Here is a 26,122-nt window from a genome sequence, read left to right on the forward strand (position 1 = left end):
CCTGACCTGCGTGTCTTCGCCCACCGACTCCGAGCTGGCCGAGATCCTCGCGCGTGCGCGCACCATCGCCGTGCTCGGCGCGCACACCGACCCCAACAAGCCCGCGTGCTACGTCCCGGACTACCTGCACGCCGCCGGGTACACCGTCTTGCCGGTCAACCCCGTGTTCGCCGGCCGGCGCATGTGGGGCTCGACCTTCGTCGCCGCCCTGACCGACCTCTCGCTCGCGCCCGGCCAGCTCGACATGGTCGACGTGTTCCGCCGGCCCGAGTACCTCCAGGGCCACCTCCCGGAGATCTTGGCCGTGAAGCCCCGCGTCGTCTGGCTGCAGCTCGGCATCCGCCACGCCGAATTCGCGCGCACCCTCCGCGAGGCCGACATCGAAGTCGTCGAAGATCGCTGCGCCCTCGCCGAGCACCGCCGCCTCGGCCTCCCGAACCTCGGCGACTGACCGCGAAGTCCGCGCAGCGGCCCGGCCCGCGCGGTGCCCCGCCGCCAGTGCGTGGGGGACATGCCCTTTACGACATGCCCTTTACGACATGCCCTCGACGACATGTCCCTTCGACCCGGCGCCCCAAACGAAGACACGCCGGCGAGCTCCCTCGCCGGCGTGTCGCCGTACAGTCGGCTCGCGGCGTGCTGCCGCGAGCCGCGTTCGTTCACGCGATCATCGCGTCGATGACGCCCGGCTCGAGCTCCGGGTCGCCGAAGTCTTCGACCAGCTCGCCGGTGACGGCGCTGAGGATCGTGTTGTGGAACTGGTTGTGCGTCACCCCGCCGGCGTCGATGTACTGGCCGGTCTTGAGGTAGCCGCCGCAGCTGCCGGCGCACACCCACGGGATGTTGTTGTACGTGTGGCTGACGCCGGCGCCGAGGTCGTTACACCAGATCGCCACCGTATCGTCGAGCAGCGTGCCGACGTCGGTCTGCAGCGCCGACAGGCGGTCGAGCAGGTGCTTGAACAGCTTGCCGTGCTCGCGGTCGATCACGTGGTGCTTCGACTGCGCGTCGGGGATCGGGTCGCCCTCCGAGCCGTCGGCGTAGATGCGGTGCGAGATCTGGTGGAACCGCGGCAGCTGGACCCCGTCGATCCAGTACTGCGTGCCGTCGTTGCCGTCGCCGATCTGCAGCGTCGCCGCGCGCGTGTAGTCGCACGAGAACGCGAACGCGATCAGGTTCATCTGCAGGCGCGTCACCGTCTGGATCAGCTCGTCGGCGCCGTTGTAGTCCTGCTGCGCCTCCATCTCCATGATCTCGGCGTCGCTGGGCAGCTCGCACAGCAGCTCGACCTCGAGGTCGCGGATCGCGTCGAAGTGGATCTGCAGGCGGTCGTGGTCGGCCTTGCTCATGTCTTGCTTGCTCATGAGCGCCTGCATCTGCTCGCGGACCAGGTCGTTGACGCTGGTGCGGCGGGCCTTGATCTTCATCGCCACTTCTTGCGGCAGCGCCGTGATGCCGACGATCTTGGTGTACACGCTCCACGGGTTGCGGTCGGCCGCGCGCAGGTCCTTGGCCCCGCGGTAGCTGAGCACCTCGTTGATGTAGCCGGCCATGCGGCCCGCGTAGAGCGTCAGCGGGTCGGGGTTCGAGGCCGGGTTGAGCTCGCGGGCGATGCGGTTGTCGACCGACTCGCCCATCGACAGCGACAGGTTGCCCTTCGGGTCGTCGGACACGCGGGCCGCCGTGAGGCACTGGTTGCCGCCGCCGGAGTGGCCGCAGCCGTTGCCCGGGAAGCCGAAGCGGGTGCCGCGGACCAGCAGCAGCTTGTCGGCGTAGTCGGCGAGCTCGTTGACGGCCCGCTCGGCGTCGATCGTCGACAGGCTCTCGGTCGTGACCGGGCCGAGCGCCGACGGCCAGAAGCGTTCGGGCTCGTCGCCGTCCTTCTGGGCGCAGCCGTTGGCCTGGCGGACGTACACGCAGTAGCGCGGGCGCTCGGTGGCCGCCTTGGCGTTGCGGGGCAGCAGGCTCGGGAGGAACGGCAACGCGACGGTGGCGCCGCCGATGCCGGTGATGAAGGCGCGTCGGGACAGGTTGCTGGGAAGTCGCATGGCTTACTCCTCCACCGGGGCGCGGAAGCGGAACGCGTCGCTCGTCGTCAGCTCGACGATGAGCTCCTTGATCGAGTACATGCCGTCGCGCGAGCCTTCGGCCAGGCGCTTGATCTCGGCGTTGTCCTGCAGCCGCGGCACCCGACCGTAGCCGTACTCGAGCAGGTGCGACACGTAGCAGCGGTGGGCCTCGTCGCTGCCGGAGATCAGCTTGGCCAGCTGCACCCCGCCGTCGAAGCTCTGCTTGCCCTGCACGAAGTTGAACGAGCCCGACGCGTCGACCGGCTTGCCGGCGTCCATCGTCTGCCAGCGGCCGAGCGGGTCGTACTGCTCCATCGCGAACCCGAGCGGGTTGATGAGGTAGCCGTGGCACGCCTCGCCGCAGGTGCCGACGCCGGTGTGGCGATCGATCAGCTCGCGCAGCGACTCGCCCTCCATCGGCGGCGGCGGCGGCGGCACGTTGTTGGGCGGCGGCGGCAGCCCGGTGCACAGGATCTGCAGGTTGAGGAACACGCCGCGGTGGATCGGGTCGTTCTGGGTCGAGCTCGCGTTGGCCGCCAGGAACCCGAGCTGCGTCAGCACGCCGGCGCGCTGGCTCGGGTCGAGGTCGGTCTTGACGTGCTGGTCGCTGAACTCGCCCTGCGCCCCGTACAGCGGCGCCAGCGTCGAGTTGACGAAGCTGTACGGCGCCGCCAGCAGCGTCGCCACGTCGCCGAGCTCGTGCTCGAACACCACGTCGTCGACGAACATCATGGTCTCGCGGACCATCATGTCGCGCATCGGCTCGGCGAACTCGGGGAACTTGTCGGCGTTCTTGTTGATCTTGCTGTAGCTGTCGACCTTGAGCGTCTGGAAGTGGAACGACGCCACCATGTCGTGCGCGCGCTGGTCGTCGAGCATGCGCGCGGCCTGGGCCTCGATGCCGGCGACCGACTCGAGCGCGCCGCCCTTGGCGGCCTCGAACAGCTCCTCGTCGGGCATCGTGTCCCACAGCATGTACGACAGCTTGGTCGCGACCTCGTAGCCGTCGAGCGGCACGTTGCCGTCCTCGTCGGGCGCGTCGCTCAGCTCGACGCGGTACAGGAAGTACGGCGACTGCAGGAACGTCTGCAGCACCACGCGCACGCCCTCGAGCACCGGGTCGCCGCCGCCGAGCGCCGCGCCCTCGTGGAACACCTGCATGTGGCGCTCGATCTCCTCCGGCGTCAGCGGGCGGCGATACGCCCGCGGCCCGAACGACTCGATGAACCCGCGCCCGCGCGCGTCGCTGTCGCCCTCGCTCGGCACCAGCAGCGCGACCAGCTCCGCGTCGGCGATCACCTGCTCCGCGATCTCTTCGGCCGCGCGCTGGTAGTCGGTCCACAGCGTCGCCGACACCACCAGCTTCTCGCTGTTGTTGTCGTAGCCGCCGCTGATTGGGTCGCCGATGAACAGCGACGACTTGCCGATGGTTTGATCGAGCAGCAGCAGGTCGCGGATCGAGTTCTCCCACTGGCGATGCGACAGCCGCGGCACCCGCGACGACTCGGGCAGCTCGGGCAGCTCGGTGCCGCCGGTGTCCGTGTCGCTGGAGGGACCGCCGTCGGTCGGTTGGCCGTTGGTCGTCGCGTCGGTGTCGCCGTCGGTCGCGCCGCCGGGACCGCCGCCGGGACCACCGCCGGGCCCACCCGAGGGATCACCATCGGTCTGCTGCCCCGACATCCCCGAGTAACACCCGGTCGACAGGCAGAGCCCCAAGGGCCACGCCCCCAGAGTTCGCCACCAATGCGCTCGTCGTCGCTGAGCCATAGGGAGGCAATGTCCCGGTAGCAGCCTGCGCTGTCAACCGTGGGCGATCCCCGATGGACTGCCAGCGACGCCGAGGGGGCCCAGGGCCCCGTGCCTTCTGCGTGTGTGGCCGCTGCCGACGAGCGCGGATACGACCGACGACACGCGTATCCGTCAGTGCGTGTCTCGCATCTTCTGCAGGCTGCCGTCGGCGAGCATGCGCTCGACGTCCGTGAAGCCGCCGATCAGCGTGCCGCGCACGAACACCTGCGGGAAGGTGGGAAAGCCCGACCACAGCTTGATCGCGAGCCGCTCCTTCCACTGGCTCACATACGAGCCGTACTCGAGGTACGTGAACGGCACGCCTGCGGCTTCGAGCGCCCGGCGGGCCTTCTTCACGAACGGGTTCTGCGCCATGCCGACGACGACCACCGGGTCGCGGGCGATCGCCGCAGTGATCGCGTCGACGATGTTGCGGTGGAAGCTCTGGATCTTGTCGCCGACGTGCGGCGCGAGCGAGGACTCGGGGAGGAGGGGGCGAGACATGGGCGCGGAGCGTGGTGCCGGATCCGCCCGTGGCAAGGCTTCGCGCGCGTGCGCCCGCTCGCGGGCTCGCGTGAGCGATCTGCCCGAAAGGCCCTGTAAGCGGCGCGCGTCGTCCGGCGCGAGCGGGCGACGCGGCACGAGAACGGCATTCATCGCGGTCGCGTGCGGCGTTTCAAAGCGTATGCGCGGGAAGACCCGCGGCCCCGACGATCGCGTTGCAGGCCGGCGAACGATACCCTCGCCAACCTGGAGAGATCCATGCGCCGCCACATCCCGCTCGTCGTCTGCCTCGGCCTCGCTGGCCTCGTCGCCTGCACCGGTCGCCCGGGCCCTTCGGACTCCCAACAACAGTCGCAGCCGCGCGCGACCGACGAATGCAAGCTCGAGTGGCGCGCCCCCGATCCGCAGCCGACCGCCGGCGTCGCGCCCTTCTCGCTCACCAGCCAGGACGGCACCGGCCTCAAGCTCCTCAGCGTCAAGAGCCGCGCCGTCGTCGAGGACCCGCTCGCCTTCACCGAGCTCCACCTCGCGTTCCAGAACCCCAACGATCGCGTGATCGAGGGCCGCTTCGAGATCAACCTCCCGCCGAACTCGGCGATCTCGCGGTTCGCGATGCTGATCGACGGGCGCTGGCAGGAGGCCGAGGTCGTCGAGCTGCAGGCCGCGCGTCAGGCCTACGAAGACTTCCTCCACCGCCGCCAAGATCCGGCCCTGCTCGAGAAGAGCGCCGGCAACCGCTTCAGCGCGCGCGTGTTCCCGATCCCCGCCCGCGGCGTCAAGGAGATCATCGTCTCCTACTCCGAGGAGCTGAGCTCGAGCAGCGAGCCGTACCGCGTCTACCTGCGCGGCCTGCCGCAGCTGCAGGACCTCGACGTCGAGGTCGTCGTGCCCAAGGGCGGCGGCGTCAGCGAGAAGACCCGCATCCACGAGACCAACTTCATGCCGCAGCAGGACCTCGAGCTCGCCACCAGCCGGCGCGCGCCCGAGGTCGGCCTCCGCTACGACCGCCTCGCCGTCGCCCGCATCACCCCCGACGTCAAGCTGCCGGAGGTCCCCGTCACCGGCGTCACCGTGTTGTTCGACACCAGCGCCTCGCGGGCGCTCGACTTCAAGGGTCAGGTCGCGCGCCTCGGCCAGCTCGTCGCCGAGCTGCGTGGCGCCGCCGGCGTCGATTTCCCGCTCACCGTCGCCTGCTTCGACCAGGGCGTCGAGCAGGTGTTCGCCGGCCCCGCGAGCAGCTTCGGCGCCGCCGCCCAGGACGCGATCTTGAAGCGCGGGGCGCTCGGCGCCTCCGACCTCGCCGGCGCGCTGCGCTGGACCGGCACCCAGGCGAAGGTCCACGACCGCGTCATCCTCGTCGGCGACGGCGTCGCCACGGCCGGCGGCATCGAGCGCGACGTCCTGCGCACCGCCGTGCAGGAGCTCGGCCGCGCCGGCGTGCGTCGCCTCGACGCGGTCGTCGACGGCGGCCTGCGCGACGAGGCCGCGCTGCGCCAGCTGACCACCGCCGGCCTGCAGGACGCCGGCATCCTCGTCGACGCTCGCCTGCCCGCGCCGCTGGTCGCCTCGCGGCTGGTGCGAGCCACCAAGGCCAACGTCAAGGTGCATGTCCCCGGGGCCAGCTGGGTGTGGCCGCAGACGCTCGGCGCCGTGCAGCCCGGCGATCAGTTCCTCGTGTTCGCCGACCTCCCCGTCGACAAGCCGATGCGCGTCGAGCTCGGCGAGCGCGGCGAGGATGTCCGCGACATCAAGCTCGGCGACGCCGAGCGGCCGCTGCTCGAGCGGGCATGGATCCGCGCCAGCATCGATCGCCTGAGCGGCATGATGGGTCACGAGGCCGCCGGCGACGCCAAGGCCAAGGCCGACCTCAAGCAGCAGATCATCGGCCTCTCGACGCGCTACCGCGTGCTGTCCGACTACACCGCGCTGCTCGTGCTCGAGACCGACTGGGACTACCAGCGCTTCGGCATCGATCGCACCGCGCTGGCCGAGATCCTCACCGTCGGCCCCCAGGGCGTCGCGGTGGTCGACCGCACGCGCCTGCCCGACAAGCCGATCGTCGTCCAGCCGATCGTCCCCGAGCAGCCCATCGCGCAGGCCGACGACGGCGACGACGACGGCCCGCTCGGGTGGTTCTTCGGCGCCGAGAAGCGCAAGAGCGAGAGCCGGAACAAGAAGGATGCCTCCGCGGTCGCGGCCAACTTCGAGCCGCAGGCCGAGGCCAAGAGCGAGGCGCGGCCGCTGCCCAAGCCGGCCGGCGCGCAGGACAAGGGCGGTCGTGGCGGCGACGGTGAAGCGGCCGAAGAGGCGCGGGCGATCGGCGGCGCTCCGGGCGCAGCCGAGGCCGCGGTCGACGGCATGGCCGACCCGGCGATGAGGGCGCGTGATGAAGCGCCGGCTGACGCTCCCGCACACGCGGCACCGCCGCCTCCGCCCCCGTCCGAGCCTTCGCCCGAGCCGGCCGGGCCCGCGCCCGTCACCGCCGGAGGCTCGCCGCATGCGGACATGCGCGAGGTCGAGGATGCCGTCACCACGGACACCCGCCGACCCACGCGCGTCGCCGCCTCGCGTCGCGCCCCGCCGCACGGCCACGAGGCTCCCCCGTGGGATCCGCAGCCGCGGCCCACCTTCGAACAGCCCAAGCCCGCCGACGCCTGGGAGGGACGTTTCGCCGATGTCATGTTCGAGGTTCGCGCCGGCCGCGCCGCTCAGGCGCTCACCAAGGCGTGGGAGTGGCGCGACAGCAACCCTGGTGACGAGGTCGCGCTGGTCAGCCTCGGTGAGGCGGCCGAGGCCAGCGGCGACCGCGTTTTGGCCGCGCGGGCCTACGGCTCGCTCATCGACCTGTTCCCTGGCCGCGCGGACATCCGTCGCATGGCTGGCGAACGGCTCGAGGCGCTCGGCGACGTCGGTCTGCAACTTGCGATCGACACCTACGCGCAGGCCGTGGCCCAGCGGCCCGACCATCCTGCCAGTCACCGGCTCTACGCCTTTGCGCTGGTCAAGGCCGGCCGGTACGCCGAGGCCTTCGCGGCCGCGCTCGCCGGCGCCCGCCGCAGCTATCCGAGCGGTCGCTTCGCTGGCGTGCAGCAGATCCTCGGCGAGGACCTCGCCCTGATCGCGGCCGCCTGGCTCGGGGCTCAGCCCGGTGACGCCGCCGCGCAGTCGGCGATCGCCGCTGCCGGAGTCACCCCCGCTCGCAGCCCCTCGCTGCGCTTCGTCCTCAACTGGGAGACCGACGCCAACGACGTCGACTTCCACATTTACGACGGCAAGGGCGGGCACGCCTACTTCAGCCAGCGGCAGCTGCCCTCGGGTGGCCGTCTGTACGCCGACGTGACCACGGGTTACGGCCCCGAATGCTTCACCATCCCGGGCGACGCCGCGGCGTTCCCGTACGTGCTCCAGGCGCATTATTACAGCCGCGGGCCGATGGGTTACGGCATGGGCAAGCTGCAGGCCGTGCAGCACGACGGCAAGGGCGGACTCGCGTTCATGGAGCACCCGTTCGTCATCATGAAGGACCGCGCGTACGTCGACCTGGGCCGCGTCGACCAGCCGCTGTCGGACCTGAAAGTCGTCGTTCCGCGCCTGCCGTCCGGCCCTGGGGCCCAGGGTCAGCCTTACGCACCGTACACGCCGCCGCCGCCGGTTCCGCCGCCGCCTTCGCGCTATTAAAAACCTCGCGTGCGTGTCGGTCGCGCGACCGGACGTGCGCGTGCGATTTTGCTCCGTGACGACGCCGTGCCCGTTCTCGGGTACGGTTGCGTAATTCCGACGATCCGGACGGATCCACCGCGTCGCAACCACTGCTGCCCGTGGGTTCTTCATCCCGGGTCGCTACGAACCACCTGGTTTCTTTTCCAATCGAGGCTCGCATGTCCCGCTCTCGTGCTTTCTTGTTGAAGCTCGTCGCTCCCCTCTGTCTGTCCGCCGTCGGCCTCTTGGCCTGCGGCGACAGCAGCAGCAGCTCCAATTCCAACAGCGCCTCGAACTCCGGCACAGGCACCGACGTGACCTCCGGAGGCATGACCGAGCCGACGGCGGGCAGCGTGAGCATGTCGGCCAGCGAGGCCACCGACGGCACCGCGGGCATCTCGGACTCGAACTCGGGCGTGCCGACGACCAGCGGCATGGGCATCTCGGACTCGAACTCGAGCGACACGATGACCGAGGACACGACCACCGGCATCGGCGGCGGCGGCTGCGGCGACAACGTGCTCGACCCGGGCGAGGAATGTGACAGCGGCGCGAACAACGGCGGCGGCAACGAGTGCAAGCTCGGCTGCATGCTCAACTTCTGCGGCGACACGTATATCGGCCCGGGAGAAGAGTGTGACAACGGGGCCGAAAACGGCGACATGAACTCGTGCAAGCCCGACTGCAAGAAGGCCTTCTGCGGCGACGGCAAGGTCGGCCCCGGCGAGGGCTGCGACGACGGCAACCAGAACAACGCCGACACCTGCACCAACACCTGCGCGCTGGCCTCGTGCGGCGACGGCATCATCTCCGCCCAGGAGCAGTGCGACGACGGCAACCAGAGCAACGAAGACGAGTGCACCAACAACTGCACCGCCGCCAAGTGCGGCGACAACTTCGTCCAGAACCCCGAGCAGTGCGACGAGGGCCCCGACAACGCCAACACAGGCGACTGCACGCTCATGTGCAAGCTGGCGGTGTGCGGCGACGGTGAGCTCCACAACACCGGCAGCGGCAACGAGGAGTGCGACCTCGGGGCGGGCAACGGCCCGGGCCAGCAGTGCAACGCCCAGTGCAAGACCAACACCTGCGGCGACGGCGACAAGAGCCCGACCGAGCAGTGTGACGACGGCAACAACCAGGGCGGCGACGGCTGCACCTCGCTGTGCAAGCTCGAGGAGTGCGGCAACAACGTCATCGACCCGGGCGAGCAGTGCGACGACGGCAAGAACGGCAACCAGGACGACGGCTGCACCGACGCCTGCGCCCTGCCGAAGTGCGGCGACGCGCTCGTCCAGCCGAGCCTCGACGAGCAGTGCGACCTCGGCCCCGGCAACAACAACTCCGGCGCCTGCACCCTGGTGTGCACCGCGGCCAAGTGCGGCGACGGCCTCATCTGGCAGAACCACGAGGAGTGCGACGACGGCGTCAACAACTCCAACACCGGCACCTGCAAGGCCAACTGCACCAAACAGTTCTGCGGCGACGGCTTCGTCGGCCCCGGCGAGGCCTGCGACGACGGCAACCAGAACAACAATGACGGCTGCACCAACGTGTGCAAGATGGCCAAGTGCGGCGACGGCTTCATCCAGCCGGGCGAGCAGTGCGACAACGGCGGCCTCAACAGCAACAACGGCACCTGCACCACCGCCTGCCTGACCCCCAAGTGCGGCGACGGCTACATCCAGGCCAGCAACAACGAGACCTGCGACGACGGCGTCAACAACGGCGACAGCAAGGCGTGCCTCTCGACCTGCGTCCCGGCCAAGTGCGGCGACGGCAAGACCCAGGTCGGCGTGGAGGAGTGCGACGACGGCAACAACGTCAACACCGACCTCTGCACCAACACGTGCAAGGCCGCCAAGTGCGGCGACGGCATCACCCAGCCGAACGCCGGCGAGACCTGCGACGACGGCAACAACGACAACACCGACCTCTGCACCAACTTCTGCGTGCCCGCCAAGTGCGGCGACGGCTACAAGCAGCCGCAGAACCAGGAGCAGTGCGACGACGGCAACAACGACAACACCGACGCCTGCAGCAACGCCTGCAAGACCCCCACCTGCGGCGACAGCATCGTCCAGCCGGGCGCGCCGTTCAACGAGCAGTGCGACAACGGGGCCAACAACGCCAACGACAAGGCGTGCAACGCCACCTGCAAGAAGACCACCTGCGGCGACGGCACCAAGCAGACCCCCAACGGCAACGGCCAGAACGAGATCTGCGACGACGGCAACCAGTCGAACGCCGACGCCTGCACCAACACCTGCGCCAAGACGGTCTGCGGCGACGGCATCACCCAGAACCCCAACGGCAACGGCCAGGCCGAGACGTGCGACGACGCCGACCAGTCGAACGCCGACGAGTGCAACACGTCGTGCAAGAAGACCACCTGCGGCGACGGCATCATTCAGAACGACCCCAAGAACGGCGACGGCGTGACCGAGATGTGCGACCAGGGCGCGCAGAACGGCACCCAGGGCTCGTTCTGCTCCGCCACCTGCCAGATCAAGCCGGCCTGACCCGGACCTGAGCCCGGCCCCCGCGCCGGACCCCACGCGCGCCGCGAGCGACATGTCCCCAAGGACATCCGCTCGCGGCGCGCCGCGTTGTCGACATGTCCCGAAGGTCAGCCGCTCGCGGCGCGCCACGTCTCCATGGACATGTCCCGAAGGTCAGCCTATCGCGACGCGCAACGACTCCATGGACATGTCCCGGAGGCCATGTCTCGGCTCCGCAGCGAGCACGTGGTCGAAGCTGTCGGCGAGCGGCTCACGGCGAGGCCGCGAGGCGGTGCGCATCTGCGCCAGCCGCCCGTCGCCGCCACGCCGCGCGGTCGTCGTCGGTCGGACCGCGAGCGCGGCTCGTCGCTACTGGCCCGGACCGGGAGCGCGAGCCGACGCTCCATCCTGAAGCCAAACCCGCGAACCCCCGCTCGTGCCGCATGAGCGGGACAGCCGACTCCGACGTCCCGTTCGCTCCGGCGCCCCTGGACGTGCAAGGATTCTGCGTGGCCCCCGACGGGCAAGCGACGCCGGGCTTCCGCCACGGGAGCACGACGAGCCCTCGGCGCCCCGGGAGCCAGGAGAGCGCGCAAAACGGATGCCCGGGGTAGCCCTGTTCATCGCTCCGTCCGACCTGGTCGTTTGCGCAGAGGCGCCATCAGGCCATTGCGGCGCCCGATGAGCCCGGTATCATCCGCCGATGATGCCATGCCTGCAGCGGACGAGCGCCTCGCTCCTCGTCCTCACCCTTTTTTCTGCCAGCCTCCCCGCCCACGCCCAGCCCGCCGAGGCCGTCGCCGCGCCCGCGGAGCAGCCCGGCGATCGCGTCCACCTCGTCAACGGCGGCATGGTCCAGGGCTCGATCCTCGAGGTCTTACCGAATGACTCGTTGACCATCGTCTCGGCGGCCACCGGCGACCGCAAGACTTTCTCCTGGTCCGAGGTCGCCGCCTACGAGCAGGGCGGCCAGCGCATCGAAGTCGGCGCCGTCGCGACCCCGGCCCCCGCCGCGCCCGAGCCACCGCCGGCTTACGGCCCGCGCCTCCATATCGAGACCACCAAGCCCGCCAGCGTCCAGCTCTATGAGATCACCGGCGAGATGATCGCTCACGGCGCCAACGTCACCGTGCACGGCATCCACTACCGCTCCGTGTGCTCGGCCCCGTGCGGCGGCGTCATCGACACCAGCCGCGGCAGCTCGTTCTTCTTCGGCGGCGAGGGCCTCACCACCTCCAATCGCTTCAACCTCGCCGACGCGCGCGGCGACGTCACCGCCCTCGTCAAGCCCGGCCGCAGGGGCCTGCGGATCGGCGGCATCATCACGATGAGCGTCGGCATCAGCCTCATGGCCCTCGGCGGCTTCCTGGTCTGGTACGCCAAGTCCGAGGCCGAGTTCGATGCGGAGCTCAACGGCGGGCCCGCTCGGTCGCCGAAGTACGGGGCGCCGATCGGTCTGCTCGTCGGTGGCGCCGCCGCCCTCGCCGGCGGCATCACCATGATGGTCCTCGGCAAGACGCGCTTCCAGCTGAAGACCGGCGGCATCGGCCTGCTCCGCCCGCTCCGCTTCGGCTGATCTTTCAGGCCAAGCCCATCGCCGCGCTCGAGAGATTTGGAGGTCGCGCGAGCGACCTCCAAATCTTCAAAAATTCCGCACCTCTCATTCGATCGTTCGCCAATCACAGCACCCTGCGATCGCCCCGTCCCATGCCGGACTCGCAGGATTTGGCGCCGCGAATGGCACGACTGCCTGGCCTGGTCGCGAGACCCCATTCGCCTCGCCGGAGCATCGCGCACCCAAATTGTGACGCGAGTGAATGGCCTGGGTGATCGAATCCTCGATCGTCGGAGTGGAGGGCCATCGTGCACCCTCCCGGACGCTCACATAGGCCCGCGGCGAGCATTATTAAATCTCGCGGCGCATGAAGACCCGCGACGACTCGTCCAGCCCGCGGGCCTCGTGTTCCACGCGGATCGCCGCCATCCCTGGCGTCAGCGCCTCGACCTCCACGAAGCCCAGGCGGCGGTAATACGGCGCGTTGAACGGCACGTCCTTGAACGTCGACAGCGTGAGCGCGGCCCAGCCGCGGGAGCGAGCGACCGCAGTCACCGTGTCGAGCAGCGCTGCACCGATCGCTCGGCGCGCGTGGCTCGGCAACACATCGATCTGCTCGACGTACGCGCAGCCTTCCAGCTCGCGGAACATGACGAACGCTACTGGAATCTCGTCTGCCGCGGCCACCAGCAGCCCGCCCTCGGCGATTCGCCGCGCCAGCGTGTCCACATCGGTCGGTTCGTCGTCGGCGATCGCCGCCCGGCTCGTGCCGACGAAGCGCGTCGCCGAGATCTGCTCGATCTCGCGGACGCGCCCGATCTCCGCGGCGCGTGCAGGGCGAAAGCTCAGGCCGTCCGTCATTGCGGCCCCGAGGGTCGCCCTGGTTCGCCGGGCTCGCAACCCCCGCGAGCGCTCGCTCGCAGTTCCGCGCCCCGACGCATCCTCCCATCGTCGCGTCGCGGCGTATCCTGCGCCTCATGATCGCCGCGATCGCCGGGGACATCATCGGCTCGGTGCACGAGCGGGCCGACATCAAGCGCACCGACTTCACGCTCTTCAAGACGAGCAGCAGCTTCACCGACGACACCGTCATGACGATGGCCGTCGCCGACTGCCTGCTGCACCGCAAGCCCTACGCCGCCACCTTGCGCGAGTACGGCCGGCGCTACCCCGATCGCGGCTACGGCGGCATGTTCCGCGAGTGGCTCGCCGACGACGCCATGGGCCCCTATCAGAGCTTCGGCAACGGCTCGGCCATGCGCGTCAGCCCCGTGGGGTTCGCCATGCGCAACCTCGACGACGTCCTGTCCGAGGCGCGCGCCTCCGCCATGCCGACCCACGATCACCCCGAGGGCATCAAGGGCGCCCAGGCCCTCGCCGTCGCCGTGTTCCTGGCCCGCCACGGCGCCGACAAGGCGAAGATCCGCGCCGACATCGAGGCGCGGTTCGGCTACGACCTGCGCCGCAGCGTCGCCGCCATCCGGCCCCGATATGCCTTCGACGTCACCTGTCAGGGCTCGGTGCCCGAGGCGATCATCGCCTTCCTCGACAGCGACGACGTCGAGTCGGCGATCCGCCTCGCCGTCTCGCTCGGCGGCGACGCCGACACCCTCGCGTGCATGGCCGGCGCCGTGGCCCAGGCCTTTTATAAAGAGGTCCCGCCGGCCATCGTCGCCGAGGTCGAGCAGCGGCTGCGGCCCGAGCTGTGGCAGCTGCTGCAAGACTTCTGCAAGCACTATCGCGTCCCGGCGTGAGCCTGGCGCGCGGGCGGCGAACGTTCGCCGCCAACGGAGCTCGCGGGCCGGCGCGTCGCGGCCGTTTGGCGGCCCGCAGGACCACGCAACGCCGACACCGCCACCTTGCCATGCACGAGCCGCCTGGCCGCTGAAGCTCGATCGACCTCGGGCTCTCCCGCCGGCCGTCCCCGGTGCTTCACGCAGGGACACCCGCCCACCGGGCTCGTCGGCGGTCCCGATCGCCGCGCCGCGCCAGCCGCCCATCGCCGCGGAACATCGGTTTCAGCCCGCTCCTCCGCCCCTCGTCGCCCCCCGCTGCGAAAATCCGTTCGCCGCCGCGGCCTCGTGGAGGCGCCTGCTACCATCTGCGCCGCGTGTCCGGCACCAACCTATACGCCAGTCTGAGCTCGCTGCTCGCCGCCGCGGTGGCCGCAGCCATCGGCATCAGCGTCTACTTGCGCGACCGCGAGCGGGTCCAGTTCTCACGCTTCTTCGCCTTCTGTCTCAGCCTGTGTCTCTTCCACCTCGCGCGCTTCTTCGCCGGCTTGCCGAGCTTGCCGCGCTCGCAGTGGGTCGCCGACACCCTCAGCCTCATGTTGCCGCTGATGGCCGACCGGTTCCTCTCGGGCTTCTTCCCGACGACCAACCCGGCCCCCGGGCGCAACCCTGTCCAGGGCCCGCTACTCGGCGTCCTGCTGGTGTTTCAGGTCATCGCCCTCGTCTTCCCGCAGCTCGCCGCCGAGCCGTGGTGGGTCGTCATCGACGTCAGCATCATGATCTACGTCGTCGGCGGCCTGTTCTTCGCCGTCATGCGGATGTGGCGGGCCGCTCGCGCAGCCGAGGGCACCGCCGCCGGCCCGCGCCTGCGCTACCTGTTCTACGCCGCCCTCATCGCCCTCGCGCTCGGTCAGCCGGCCGTCCCCGTCATCGGCCCGATCATCACCGCCGTCTATTTGTACTTCATGGCCCAGACGCTGACGCGCGAGCGTCTGCTCGACCTGCCGGAGATCCTCGGGCGGATCGCCAGCATGACGCTGCTCGTCATCACCGTCACCGCCGTCTACGCCGCGCTGGTGCTATGGGTCCCGTGGACCTTCGCCGGCGAGCCGATGCTGCTCGTCTTCAACACCCTGCTCGCCTCGTTCGCCGTGCTCGTGCTCATCGACCCGCTGCGCACCGTGCTCGATCGCCGGCTCGAGAGCTGGCTGTTCCACGACCGCACCGTCCTGCGGGCCCTGCTCGACCGCCTGCGTCGCCGCCTCGTCAACCTCATCGACCCCGACGAGATGGTCCGCGTCGTCATGAACACCTTGCGCGGCTCGGAGCGCGTCACCCGGGCCTCGCTGTTCCTGCTCGACCGTCAGGGCTCGGCGCTGCGGCTGCGCGGGCACACCGGCGCTCCCACCCCGCCCGCGAAGCTCGACCTCGCGACCCGGCGGCCCTTGCTCGAGCGCATGCGCCAGAGCGGGCCGCTGCTGCGCGACGTGCTCGAGCGCCAGCGCGAGCGGGCCAACAACGAGCTCAAGGCCGAGCTCGACGAGTGCCTCGACACCTTCGCCGAGGTCGGCGCCAGCCTCGCCTTGCCGATCCGCGGCCTCGCCGGCGAGCAGCTCGAGGGCGGCCCGCCGCGGCTGCACCTGCTCGGCGTCCTCTTCGTCGACGACGAGCGCCTGCTCGAGCCGTTCTCGCGCGAGGAGGTCGAGCTGTTCGAGGGTGTCGTGGCCCAGGCCGCGGTGATGATCGAGAACTCGACCGTCTACGAGCAGCGCAAGGAGCGCGACCGGCTCGCTGCGCTCGGCGAGATGGCCGCCGGTCTGGCCCACGAGATCCGCAACCCGCTCGGCGCGATCAAGGGCGCCGTCCAGGTCGTCGAGCCCGGGCTGCAGGACGCCGACCCGACCACGCGCGAGTTCCTCGGCGTCATCGTCGAGGAGGTCGAGCGGCTCAACCGCGTCGTCACCCAGTTCCTCACCTACTCGCGGCCGTTCACCGGGCAAATGGGCCCGGTCGTGCTCGGCGAGGTCGTCGTCACCACCATGCGCCTGCTCGACGAGGACGCCCGCGCGCGCGTCACCTTCACCCAGCCGGCGAACCTGCCGCCGGTGCGCGGCGACGCCGAGGCGCTGCGCCAGGTCCTGCTCAACCTCCTGCGCAACGCCTTTGACGCGCTGTCCGGCCAGGATCCGCCGGGGCGGGTGTTCGTGTCGCTCGGCCTGCGCCGGCACGGCCTCGGCAGCGGCGACGCCGTCACCCTCACGGTCCGCGACAACGGCCCCGGGTTCGCCCCTGGCGCGCTGGCCAACCTGTTTGTCCCCTTCCACACCACCAAGGCCGCGGGCACCGGCCTGGGGCTGCCCATCAGCCAGCGGATCGTGGAGAATCACCGCGGGCTCATCGAGGTCAGCGCCCCCGAGGCCGGCGGCGCCCAGTTCACGATCGTCCTGCCCGTCCACGCCCAGCCGCGCGCCGAGTCGCCGACCTGACGCTCGCCGAATTCTGCTCGAGTCTCATCTGCCCCTTCAGACAGGTTCATCTTGTCCCAAGTACAACACCGGATCCTCCTCGTCGACGACGAACCCAACCTGCGCAAGGTCCTCGGCGCGCTGCTCAAGCAGCTCGGCTTCGAGGTCCACGCCGAGAATGACGGCGCCGCCGCGCTCGCGCGGGTGCGGACTGCGCCGCCGGGGACCTTCGACGTCGTGATCACCGACCTGCGCATGCCCAACCTCGACGGCATGGGCCTGCTCAAGGCGTTGCAGGTGCACGAGCCGGGGCTGCCGGTGATCCTCTTGACGGCGCACGGCAGCATCGACAGCGCGGTCGAGGCGGTCAAGCTCGGCGCCTTCGACTACCTCGAGAAGCCGTTCGACAAGGACCAGATCCACCAGATCGTGCAGAAGGCGATCGCCACGCGCGAGCGCAGCGGGCCGAGCATCACCCCGGCCCCGCCGCCGGGCGAGATCGCCGACCCGTGCGCCGCGGCCGGCATGGTCGGTCGCTCGCCGTCGATGCAGACGATCCGCGAGATCGTCGGCACGGTCGCCGCCAGCCCGTCGACCGTGCTCATCGCCGGCGAGAGCGGCACCGGCAAGGAGTTGGTCGCGCGGGCGCTGCACCTCGGCTCCTCCCGGCGCAGCCAGCCCTTCATCAAGGTCAACTGCGCCGCGATCCCCGGCGGCCTGGTCGAAAGCGAGCTCTTCGGCCACGAGCGCGGCGCCTTCACCGGCGCCGTCAGCTCGCGCGCCGGTCGCTTCGAGCTGGCCGACGGCGGCACCCTCTTTCTCGACGAGGTCAGCGAGATCCCCAAGGAGATCCAGGTCAAGCTGCTGCGCGCGATCCAGGAGTCGGAGTTCGAGCGCGTCGGCGGCGTCAAGACCTTGCACGTCAACGTGCGGCTGATCGCGGCCACCAACCGCAACCTCGACGAGCTCATCCGCGACGGCCAGTTCCGCGAAGACCTCTACTACCGGCTCAACGTCGTGCCGGTCCACCTGCCGGCGCTGCGCGAGCGGCTCGAAGATCTGCCGTTCCTCGTCTCGCACTTCGTGCAGCGCTGCAACGAGCGCCTCGGCAAGAGCGTGCAGGGGCTGACGCCGGCCGCTCTGGCGGCGCTCGAGCGCTACCCGTGGCCGGGCAACATCCGCGAGCTCGAGAACCTGATGGAGCGGATGGTGCTGTTCGCCTCGGGGCCCTGGATCGACGAGGACGACCTCCCGGACGCCTACGCCGGCGAGGTGGGCGGCGGCGCGCCCGCGGCCGCGGAATCGAGCGCTCGCCTCACCGAACCGGGCGACCGCCAGATCCGCCTGCCGCTGTCGAGCCTGGGCCAGGACCTCAAGGAGGCGGTCAAGGCTGGCTCGCGGCTGGTCGAGGAGGCGCTCATCCGCGAGGCCCTGGCCAAGACCGACGGCAACGTGACCCGCTCGGCCCGCGCCCTCGGGATCAGCCGGCGCAGCCTGCAGTCCAAGATGAAGGAGCTCGGCCTGCGCGAGAGCCCCGACGACGGCGGGCCGAAGGGGCCGCCGCCGCAGCCGGCGAGCTGACCCCGAAGTCGAGGCCGCGTGCGCGGCAGATCTCGCCCCACGTCGCCCGCCGCGCCCGAGCCCGCCGCGCGGGCTCCGCGACGGCGAGCGTGGGGCCTCACGGGCGCCGGACGGCCGAAAACGGGGTCGAGGGCCTGGCAAAGGGTCCCTTCTTCCGGGTTTTTCGCCGTGGGATCGGTGGCTTGCGGTGCTGCAATCGGGGTCGGGATCGTGGCTGGCCCGGTCGCTTCGGCCCAGGAATGTTGACGCTACAGGCCGCGCGCTGGTAGCGTGCAGCGACCCCTCTTGAGGTGCTCCCTATGCGGAAACTGTGCCGCCTCCTGCCCGTCCTGACTCTTCTCGGCGCGGTCGCTCTCGCTGCCCCCACGGCGAATGCTGCCGAGGTCACGCGAGTGGCGAGCTCCTTCGACGGCGACAACAAGTTCGATTTCCACTTCGGGGTCGGCTACGACTTCAACTTCAAGCAGGCGGCGATCCTCCGCGAGTGGAGCGACCCGAACAACCCGAAGAGCACCATGGTGCGCGACCTGCTGTACAGACAGCAGCGGCACGTGGTGACGCCGACGATGGAGATCGGTCTCTACAAGGACCTCGCCATCTACGCGGCCCTGCCGATCGTCATCAGCGACCAGCGGACCTACGGCTTCGACCAGAAGGCCGAGCCCTGCGTGTACGCCCAGGACGCCACCGGCACCAACCCGGCGACCTGCGTCCGTCACGACAACAGCACGACGATCCGCGACGGCATCATCCCGCGTGACGGCTTCAACGCCATGAACGCGGCCAGCCCGTTCGGCGCGTTCGGCGGCGCGGGCACCGAGACGATCTTCAAGGGCGCCAACCGCTACGGCCTCGACCAGCTGATCGTCGGCCTGAAGATCGGCATCCTGAACCAGGACCGGCTGTCGCACATGCCGAAGTGGGTCCTCGGTCTCGAGGGTCGGTTCGCCGTCGGCAAGCCGATGACCTTCTCGCGCGACACCGTCGACAGCGACCCGGCGGGCAACCACCGCGTCGGTCGCGGCACCCACGAGCTCGGCGTGTGGACGGCCCTCTCGCGCCGTTACCGCTTCCTCGACCCGTTCTTCACCGCGTGGTGGTACCAGGCCATCCGCGCCAACGGCTCCGAGTTCAAGAACTACGGCGCGACGCAGGACCGCATCAACCCGCAGTCCAACGTCGGCGTGTCGTTCGGCACCGAGATCGTGCCGTTCGAGCGCAAGGCCAAGGGCCAGAAGGTCGCGCTCAACCTGCGCGGCCTGGCGATGCTCAAGTACGGCGGCCGCGGCTACAGCGAGGCGTGGGAGCTGTTCGCCGACAGCCCGGCGCTCGTCGGCACCTTCCAACCCGGCCAGGCCGGCCTCGAGTGTGATCGCGGCGCGGTCGACAGCGTGGTCCAGTACGCCAAGGACAACCCGCAGAACGGCGACGCGCTCGGCGGCTCGGGCGTCACCGGTCGCTCGGGCGGCGGCGGGTGCCAGCGCTTCAACGGCATCACCAACATCCAGGACTTCGCGACCTTCGGCGTCAACATCGCGCTGCACGCCCAGCTCAGCAAGTACGCGATGCTGATGATCGGCACCACGCTGACCACCGACACCCGCCACCTCATCACCGCGGCCAGCCGCGGCAAGGCGGCCCTCGGCGGCGACCCCAACCTCGTCGACCAGCCCAACGAGATCAACCCGGTCCGCCGCGACGTGATCGACCAGGTCGGCCGCCGCTACGCCGTCGGCGACGTGTTCGGCGCGATGGGCTACTTCCGCTTCCTGCTCACCTTCTGAGCCGGCTGCCCCAGGGGACATGTCCGGACGGCCCTGGCCGCCCGGACATGTTTGTTTAAGGGGCCGGCCTCGCCGCCCAGGCCGCGATCAGGACGACCCGAAGCACCTGTCCTTCGGGACGCTCGCCGCGGCCGAGGTCAGGACGACCCGACCCACCTGTCCTTCGGGACGCTCGCCGCTGCCGAGGTCAGGACGATCCGGGCGCCCCACCGCACCTGTCTCACCTGGCCCTTCGGCCAGCTCACTCGCTGGCGCGGCGCAGGGCCCCGAGCTGCTCGTAGATCGCCCGCGCCTCGAGCCCGGTGAGCGCCGCGATCTGCTTGGCCTTCTCGCGCGGCTTCAGCCCCGGGTCGCACACCAGCTGCCACAGCGCCCGCGCGGCGTCCTGCGCCGGGTCGGCGGCCGCCGGCGCCTGCGTGCCCGCGAGCACCACCGTCACCTCGCCGCGCAGCGCCTCGTCGACCGTGGCCGCCAGCTCGGTCAGCGAGCCGCGCAGCACTTCTTGGTGCTGCTTCGTCAGCTCGCGGCCGATCGCCACCCGCCGCAGCTCGGCGTCGGGCAGCGCCGCCGCCAGATCGCGCAGCAGCGCCGGCACCCGGTTGCCCGCCTCGTACAGCAGCACCGTCCCGCGCTCGTGCGCGATCGACTCCAGCCGCTCCGCCCGCTCCGCCCCGCCGCGCGGCAGGAAGCCGAGGAACCGCACGTCCTCGGCCGGCAGCCCGCTGAGGCACAGCGCCACCGCGGCGGCCGTCGGCCCCGGCACCACGTCGACCGCGTAGCCGGCCTCGACCGCCGCCTGGACCAGGCGCAGGCCCGGGTCGCTCCACACCGGCAGCCCCGCCTCCGACACGTACGCGACCACCTTGCCGCGCGCGAGGTTGTCGAGCAGCAGCGCCACGCGATCGCCCTCGTTGGCGACGAAGCAGCTGATCCGCGGCGGCAGGGTCGCGCCCTCGCCGAGCAGGCGCAGCGGGCTGCGCGTGTCCTCGCAGAACAGCACGTCGGCGCCGACGATCGCCTCGCGGGCGCGCGGGCTGAGGTCGCCGCGGTTGCCGAGCGGCGTGCCGACCAGCACCAGCATCCCCGGCGATTCGGCGCTCATTCGTGACCCAGGGCGATCTGGACCGCGTCGCCGAGCTCGGTCTGGAGGAACTCGCGCAGGCGCAGGACCATGCGCTTCTCGAGCTGGCGCGCGCGCTCGCGGCTGACGCCCCAGCGGTCGCCCAGCTCCTGCAGCGTGATCGGCTCGTCGGCGACGATGCGGTCGCGGAAGATCTCGAGCTCGCGACCCGCCAGCGTCGAGCCGAACCGGCGCAGCTTGGCGTGGAGGATGTCCTTGAACTCGGTCGACTCGACCTCGACCTCGGGGTCGTCGCTGCTGTCCTCGATGATGTCCATGCGCGTGCGGCCGTCGTCCTCGTCGCCGCCGCTGGTGAGCGGGGCGTCGAGCGACATGTCGGGGGCCGACAGCCGGCGGTCCATCTCGATGACCTCGGCTTCGCTGACGTCGAGGGCGGCGGCGATGCGCTCGGGCGTGGGGTCGACGCCGGCCTGCTTGAGGCGGTCGACCTGCTTGCGCAGGTTGAAGAACAGCTTGCGCTGGTTCTGGGTGGTGCCGATCTTCACCAGCCGCCAGTTGTTGAGGATGAACTTGAGGATGTAGGCGCGGATCCACCAGCCCGAGTAGGTCGAGAGCTTGACCCCGCGGTAGGGGTCGAACTTCTTGACCGCCTGGATCAGGCCGACGTTGCCCTCCTGGACCAGGTCGAGCAGGTTCTGGTAGGCCCGCTTGTACTCGTGGGCGATCTTCACCACGAGGCGCAGGTTGGAGGTCACCAGCTGCTTGGCCGCCTCGGCGTCGCCGCCCTCGACCCACCGGACCGCCAGCGCGTGCTCCTCTTCGCGCGTCAGCAGCGGGTGGCGCCGGACCTCGGCCATGTACTGGCCCATCGGGTCGCGGCGCACCAGGGCCGTCACGGGCGCGGCCGGGGCCCGCGGACCCGCGGGCGAGACCCCGATCTCCGCCTCGATGAGGTCGAGCTCGGCGTCGGTCGCCGGCTCGGTCTCGGCCAGCACCTCGGCGTCTTCGTCCTCCTCGTCCTCGTCGGGCTCCGCGACGACGGCCGTGGCCTTCACGGGCAGGTTCTGGTCGGCGGGCGCCTCGACATCGACGACCGCCGGCGCCTTGCGCGAGGACTTCCCGGACGAGCTGCGCTTCGGTTGAGACATGCCGGGGCGGAGTCTACGCCGCCGCTCGCCATCTTTGACAGGCCGACGGAGGTTCGCCCGTGCGCGACCTCCGGGACGCGACCCGGGGCGGGTGCCCGCGGTTTCGGCCGCGCTGCTGCGCCGCCACCGCGCGGCCCCGGCCCGCCTACACACGTCCGGCTGCCTCGTGGTGGCCAGTGTGCTTGCCCCCCACTACACTGGCCAACGTGATCGCTCCGCTTCGTGGTCGACTCGGTCGGGCCTCCACCCCGGCCATCGTCTTCGGCTCCTTCGCCCTCGCACTCGGGCTCACGGCCGTGCAGGACCGCGAGGCGCTGGCCCAGCGCAGCGAGGCGCGCGCCCCGGCCCGGGCCGCCGCTCAGACCTACGACGCCACCGACCTGCGGATCCTCGACTGGACCCTCTGGTACGTCGCCAAGTACTACGTCGAGCCCGAGCGCATCGACCCCCACCGGATGACGATCGCCGGCCTCGAGGGGCTCGAGCAGGCCATCCCGCAGGTGCTCGTCGAGCCGCTCGGCGGCGGCAAGAAGGCCGCGCGGGTCAAGGTCCGCGTCGGCACCGCCGAGCAGGAGTTCGAGCTCGGCAGCGTCGACGCGCTGTGGGCCGTCGGCACCCACGTGCGCGACGTGTTCCGCTTCGTCGCCCGCCACACCACCCTCAGCGAGGACGACCGCCGCGACGCCGAGTACGCGATCGTCGAGGGCGTGCTCGGCACCCTCGACCCGCACACCAACCTGCTGCGGCCCGACGAGTTCGACGTCATGAAGACCAGCACGAAGGGCAGCTTCGGCGGGCTCGGCATCGAGGTCGGCATGCGCGACGGCATGATCACGGTGATCCGCGTGATCGACGGCAACCCGGCCTCCAAGGCGGGGATCGAGTCGGGCGACCGCATCGTCCAGATCGACGAGGAGTCGACGGTGACGATGTCGCTCAACGAGGCGGTCGACCACATGCGCGGCGAGCCCGGCACCGCGGTGGCGCTGCACATCCGCCGCGAGGGCGTCGACAAGCCCAAGCGGTTCCGCATCACCCGCGACGTCATCACGCTCGACAGCGTCACCGGCACCGTGCTGCCGGGCGTCAACAGCGAGGGTCAGCCGGTCAAGGTCGGCCTGGTCCAGATCCAGCGCAACTTCGCCCAGACCACCGGCAAGGAGCTGCGGGCCAAGCTGGCCGAGTTCGAGAAGGCCGGGGTCCGCGGCATCGTCCTCGACATGCGCGACAACCCGGGCGGCCTGCTCACCGCCGCGGTCGAGGTCGCCGACGCGTTCCTCAAGTCGGGCGTGATCGTCTCGACCGTCGGCCCTGGCGCCCCGCGCGAGGACCTCACCGCCGACGACCGCTACGACTTCGCCAACGTGCCGGTGGTGGTGCTGATCGACCAGGGCTCGGCGAGCGCGACCGAGATCGTCGCCGGCGCCCTGCGCAACCTCGGCCGCGCCGTCCTGCTCGGCCGCCGCACCTTCGGCAAGGGCTCGGTGCAGGTGCTACACGACCGCAAGGTGGCCGACAAGGAGCTCGCGCTCAAGCTGACGATCGCCCAGTACCTCACCCCCGGCGACGTCTCGATCCAGTCGGTCGGCGTCAGCCCCGACCTCGAGACCCTGCCGGTCGTCGTCACCAAGGACTTCGTCGCCTACCACGGCCGCAAGCGCTTCGACCTCGTGCGCGAGGAGTCGCTGGCCTCGCACCTCACCTCGACCAAGGCCGACCCGTCGCAGAAGATCACCGCCGGCCCGCTCTACTTCCTCAGCAACGCCATGGTCCCCGACGACGACGGCGGCGACGAGAAGTCCGAGGCCGCCAAGCAGAAGGAGCGCGACAAGCTGCGCGCGGCCAAGACCGACAAGGCCGGCAACCTGACGGTGGAGGCGCTGCTCGAGGACCCGGAGATCCGCATGGCCCGCGACCTGGTGGTGTGGGCGCCGTCGCCGTCGCGCGACGCGATCCTGGCCAAGATCGGCGACTTCGTGGCCAAGGAGACGGCGGTCGAGGAGAAGCGGCTGACCGAGGCGTTCGCCAAGCGCGGGATCGACTGGAGCCCCGGCACGGCGCCCGAGGCCGGCAAGGGCGCGGTGCTGCGCATGTCCGTCAAGATCGACAAGAAGGACAACACGGTCCTCGCCGGCGAGACGGGCGTCGTCACCGTGACCGTCACCAACGAGGGCACGGCCCCGGCCTACCAGGTCCGCGCCTTCTCCGACTCCGACTACTCGTACTTCGACGAGCGCGAGCTGCTGCTCGGCCGCATCGACCCCGGGCAGACGCGCACCGCGACCGCCAAGGTCAACGTCAACGAGCACGAGCTGTCGCGCACCGATCGCATGGAGCTGCAGCTGTTCGACCGCCACGGCTCGACGGTGTCGCCGAGCTCGCAGCGCTTCATCGACATCAGCAGCGCCGGCATCCCGCGCCCCGACTTCTCGCTGGCCTATCAGCTGCTCGACGACCCCAAGGCCGGCGCCAACATCCACGGCAACGGCGACGGCGCGCTGCAGGTCGGCGAGCGCGTGCGCCTGCGCGTGCACGTGCGCAACACCGGCGAGGGCCAGGCGCTCGACGCCTGGGTCAACCTCAAGAACATGAACGGCGACGCGGTGTTCCTCCACACCGGCCGCGAGCAGCTCAAGGCGCTGCCGACCGGCGACGGCCGCGTGGTCGAGTTCGACTTCGAGGTCAAGAAGGCGCCGACCGAGGGCGAGGTCAAGCTGCAGCTGTCGGCCCACGACGCGAAGATCGGCGTGGCGCTGGCGCAGAAGCTGCACTTCCCGCTGGCCCAGAGCACGGTGACGGTGGCGCCGGCGACCGGGACGGCGGCGTGCGAGAAGGCGTGCGAGCTGGTCCAGAGCCCGCTGGCCGCCGACAAGGTGGTGGCCCGCGCCGAGGCCGGCTCGGGCCTCAAGGTCACCGGCCGCGCCGACGGCTGGCTGCGCGTCGACCTCGACGGCAAGCGCTCCGCGTTCGTCAAGGATGCCCAGGCCAAGCTCGGCGAGCGCGGCAGCAAGCCGAAGATCACCGACGTGTTCGCCATCAGCCCGCCGCGCATCGCCCTGGCCCAGAGCCCGAGCCAGACGGCCGACCCGCGCATGAAGGTCAGCGGCACGATCACCGACAGTGAGGCGGTCCGCGACGTCTTCATCACGGTGGTCAACCCGTCGCGCGACCTGTTCGGCAAGGCGGAGAAGGTGTTCTACCAGGCGGCCACCAACCCGAAGGACGGCAAGCTCGAGTTCTCGGCCGACATCCCGCTGACGCCGGGCAACAACTTCATCGAGGTCCGGGCCCGCGAAGACGACGACGTCAGCGCGGCCAAGCACATGTGGGTGCTGCGCACGAGCGGCCTCGAGGAGGCCCGCTCGAACGAGCTCCACAAGTCGACCGGCAAGCTCAGCGTCGACACGCTGTCGAAGTAAGCACCCCGCACGGACCGGCGGCTCGCCCGGGCTCGGAAGAGCGCCGCGCGGGCCGCAGGACCGTCGTGCGGCCCCGGCTCGCGGAGCTTCGCGGGCCCGCTGGCGCGCGAGCGATGGCCGCGGGTACCGTGGCGAGCGTGCGTACCCCGGACGAACAGAATTTTCACCTGCTCTTCCTCGACCACTTGCTCCGCGAAGGCCGCGTCACGACCGACGCGCTCGCGGCGTTCGTGGGCGAGGCCGTCGACCTCGAGGCGCTGCGCGAGCAGGCGCGGGCGGAGGGCATCCCCGGCGAGAAGCAGGCGGCCAGGGCCGTGGTCGCGCGCCTGTCCGAGTACCCGGTCCGCGACGAGGATCTGGCGAGCATCGATCTGCTGGCGTCGGACGGGGGCGACGACATCTACATGTTCCTCGAGGCGCTGGTGGACATCGACACCGGCGGCGAGGAGGACTGGTACGACACGTCGGGCGTACCGGACATCCGCCGCTGCGTCAACGTCACCCGCGTGCTGGCCGACAACTACTTCCAGGGCCTCGATTGCACGCTGCTGACCGGGCTGCCCGCCGTGACCGAGGTCGCGCTCGGGATGCGCTGGTCGAACGCCGAGGCGCTGCTCGCGGTCCCGGCTCTGCGCAAGGTGTCGGCGAGGCTGCCGCTGCCGCCGCAGCTGGTCGCCGACCTCAGAGCCCGCGGCGTCGAGGTGAAGCTGCCTCCGGAGCCCGGTGACGAGGACGAGGACGAGGACGAGGACGAGGACGACTGACCCGCCCGCTCGAGCCGAGGTCGAGCGGCGT

The 26,122-nt window shown here is 70.6% G+C and carries 16 protein-coding genes; 10 read left to right on the top strand and 6 right to left on the bottom strand.

The genetic code is table 11. The features are described from left to right. Positions 1-10 precede the first annotated feature (10 nt). Positions 11-451 (top strand): CoA-binding protein, encoded by a 441-nt coding sequence (locus POL25_RS33225; RefSeq protein WP_272090326.1) that lies wholly within the window; start codon positions 11-13, stop codon positions 449-451. A 208-nt stretch (positions 452-659) separates the two neighbouring features. On the opposite strand, the gene POL25_RS33230 is transcribed toward POL25_RS33225, so the two are convergent. The 3 genes from POL25_RS33230 to POL25_RS33240 form a co-directional block, all read right to left on the bottom strand. Next, positions 660-2,048 (bottom strand): DUF1552 domain-containing protein, encoded by a 1,389-nt coding sequence (locus tag POL25_RS33230; protein ID WP_272090327.1) that lies wholly within the window; start codon positions 2,046-2,048, stop codon positions 660-662. 3 nt (positions 2,049-2,051) lie between these two features. Beyond that, entirely contained in the window at positions 2,052-3,749 is a 1,698-nt protein-coding gene (locus POL25_RS33235) for a DUF1592 domain-containing protein (protein ID WP_272090328.1), read from the bottom strand. 240 nt (positions 3,750-3,989) lie between these two features. Then, entirely contained in the window at positions 3,990-4,361 is a 372-nt protein-coding gene (locus POL25_RS33240; protein WP_272090329.1) for a glutaredoxin domain-containing protein, read from the bottom strand. Positions 4,362-4,619: 258 nt separating this feature from the next. Here POL25_RS33240 and POL25_RS33245 point away from each other — a divergent pair, with 258 nt between their 5' ends. From POL25_RS33245 to POL25_RS33255, 3 genes are all read left to right on the top strand, one after another. Further along, a complete protein-coding gene (locus POL25_RS33245; protein ID WP_272090330.1) occupies positions 4,620-8,039 on the top strand; it encodes a VIT domain-containing protein in 3,420 nt (1,139 codons plus the stop codon). A gap of 200 nt (positions 8,040-8,239) precedes the next feature. Next, positions 8,240-10,582: a DUF4215 domain-containing protein gene (locus tag POL25_RS33250; protein WP_272090331.1), complete on the top strand. Its 2,343-nt coding sequence runs from the start codon at positions 8,240-8,242 to the stop codon at positions 10,580-10,582. A gap of 682 nt (positions 10,583-11,264) precedes the next feature. Further along, positions 11,265-12,137, top strand: coding sequence for a hypothetical protein (locus tag POL25_RS33255; protein WP_272090332.1), 873 nt, complete (start codon positions 11,265-11,267; stop codon positions 12,135-12,137). A 330-nt stretch (positions 12,138-12,467) separates the two neighbouring features. Here the strand turns inward: POL25_RS33255 and POL25_RS33260 are convergent, their stop codons facing one another. After that, complete coding sequence (locus POL25_RS33260) at positions 12,468-12,977, bottom strand: GNAT family N-acetyltransferase (protein WP_272090333.1); 510 nt, start codon at positions 12,975-12,977, stop codon at positions 12,468-12,470. Positions 12,978-13,081: 104 nt separating this feature from the next. On the opposite strand from POL25_RS33260, the gene POL25_RS33265 reads away from it, so the two are divergent. The 4 genes from POL25_RS33265 to POL25_RS33280 all read left to right on the top strand — a co-directional run bounded on the left by POL25_RS33265 (position 13,082) and on the right by POL25_RS33280 (position 19,679). Then, on the top strand, positions 13,082-13,870 hold the full coding sequence (locus POL25_RS33265; protein ID WP_506417456.1) for an ADP-ribosylglycohydrolase family protein: 789 nt from the start codon (positions 13,082-13,084) through the stop codon (positions 13,868-13,870). Between the two features lie 356 nt (positions 13,871-14,226). After that, positions 14,227-16,335 carry a sensor histidine kinase gene (locus POL25_RS44655; RefSeq protein WP_272090335.1) on the top strand — a complete coding sequence of 703 codons (2,109 nt, stop codon included), beginning with the start codon at positions 14,227-14,229 and terminating at the stop codon, positions 16,333-16,335. A gap of 51 nt (positions 16,336-16,386) precedes the next feature. Continuing rightward, positions 16,387-17,895 carry a sigma-54-dependent transcriptional regulator gene (locus POL25_RS33275; protein WP_272090336.1) on the top strand — a complete coding sequence of 503 codons (1,509 nt, stop codon included), beginning with the start codon at positions 16,387-16,389 and terminating at the stop codon, positions 17,893-17,895. A gap of 392 nt (positions 17,896-18,287) precedes the next feature. Continuing rightward, entirely contained in the window at positions 18,288-19,679 is a 1,392-nt protein-coding gene (locus POL25_RS33280) for a hypothetical protein (RefSeq protein WP_272090337.1), read from the top strand. 241 nt (positions 19,680-19,920) lie between these two features. On the opposite strand, the gene rsmI is transcribed toward POL25_RS33280, so the two are convergent. After that, positions 19,921-20,781 carry a 16S rRNA (cytidine(1402)-2'-O)-methyltransferase gene (gene rsmI, locus POL25_RS33285; protein ID WP_272090338.1) on the bottom strand — a complete coding sequence of 287 codons (861 nt, stop codon included), beginning with the start codon at positions 20,779-20,781 and terminating at the stop codon, positions 19,921-19,923. Then, on the bottom strand, positions 20,778-21,908 hold the full coding sequence (locus tag POL25_RS33290; RefSeq protein WP_272090339.1) for an RNA polymerase factor sigma-32: 1,131 nt from the start codon (positions 21,906-21,908) through the stop codon (positions 20,778-20,780). The genes rsmI and POL25_RS33290 overlap by 4 nt, the downstream gene beginning before the upstream one ends. 206 nt (positions 21,909-22,114) lie before the next feature. Here POL25_RS33290 and POL25_RS33295 point away from each other — a divergent pair, with 206 nt between their 5' ends. After that, positions 22,115-25,327: an MXAN_5808 family serine peptidase gene (locus tag POL25_RS33295; protein ID WP_272090340.1), complete on the top strand. Its 3,213-nt coding sequence runs from the start codon at positions 22,115-22,117 to the stop codon at positions 25,325-25,327. A 137-nt stretch (positions 25,328-25,464) separates the two neighbouring features. After that, positions 25,465-26,091 (top strand): DUF6892 domain-containing protein, encoded by a 627-nt coding sequence (locus tag POL25_RS33300; protein WP_272090341.1) that lies wholly within the window; start codon positions 25,465-25,467, stop codon positions 26,089-26,091. The last annotated feature ends 31 nt before the right edge of the window (positions 26,092-26,122 follow it).

The organism is Nannocystis bainbridge (genome assembly GCF_028368995.1).
Classification (GTDB): Bacteria; Myxococcota_A; Polyangia; order Nannocystales; family Nannocystaceae; genus Nannocystis; species Nannocystis bainbridge.

Coding starts and splice junctions, on each gene's coding strand:
- POL25_RS33230 (WP_272090327.1), bottom strand. CDS start 2,048: ATGCGACTTCCCAGCAACCTGTCCCGACGCGCCTTCATCACCGGCATC.
- POL25_RS33235 (WP_272090328.1), bottom strand. CDS start 3,749: ATGTCGGGGCAGCAGACCGATGGTGATCCCTCGGGTGGGCCCGGCGGT.
- POL25_RS33240 (WP_272090329.1), bottom strand. CDS start 4,361: ATGTCTCGCCCCCTCCTCCCCGAGTCCTCGCTCGCGCCGCACGTCGGC.
- POL25_RS33245 (WP_272090330.1), top strand. CDS start 4,620: ATGCGCCGCCACATCCCGCTCGTCGTCTGCCTCGGCCTCGCTGGCCTC.
- POL25_RS33250 (WP_272090331.1), top strand. CDS start 8,240: ATGTCCCGCTCTCGTGCTTTCTTGTTGAAGCTCGTCGCTCCCCTCTGT.
- POL25_RS33255 (WP_272090332.1), top strand. CDS start 11,265: ATGATGCCATGCCTGCAGCGGACGAGCGCCTCGCTCCTCGTCCTCACC.
- POL25_RS33260 (WP_272090333.1), bottom strand. CDS start 12,977: ATGACGGACGGCCTGAGCTTTCGCCCTGCACGCGCCGCGGAGATCGGG.
- rsmI (WP_272090338.1), bottom strand. CDS start 20,781: ATGAGCGCCGAATCGCCGGGGATGCTGGTGCTGGTCGGCACGCCGCTC.
- POL25_RS33290 (WP_272090339.1), bottom strand. CDS start 21,908: ATGTCTCAACCGAAGCGCAGCTCGTCCGGGAAGTCCTCGCGCAAGGCG.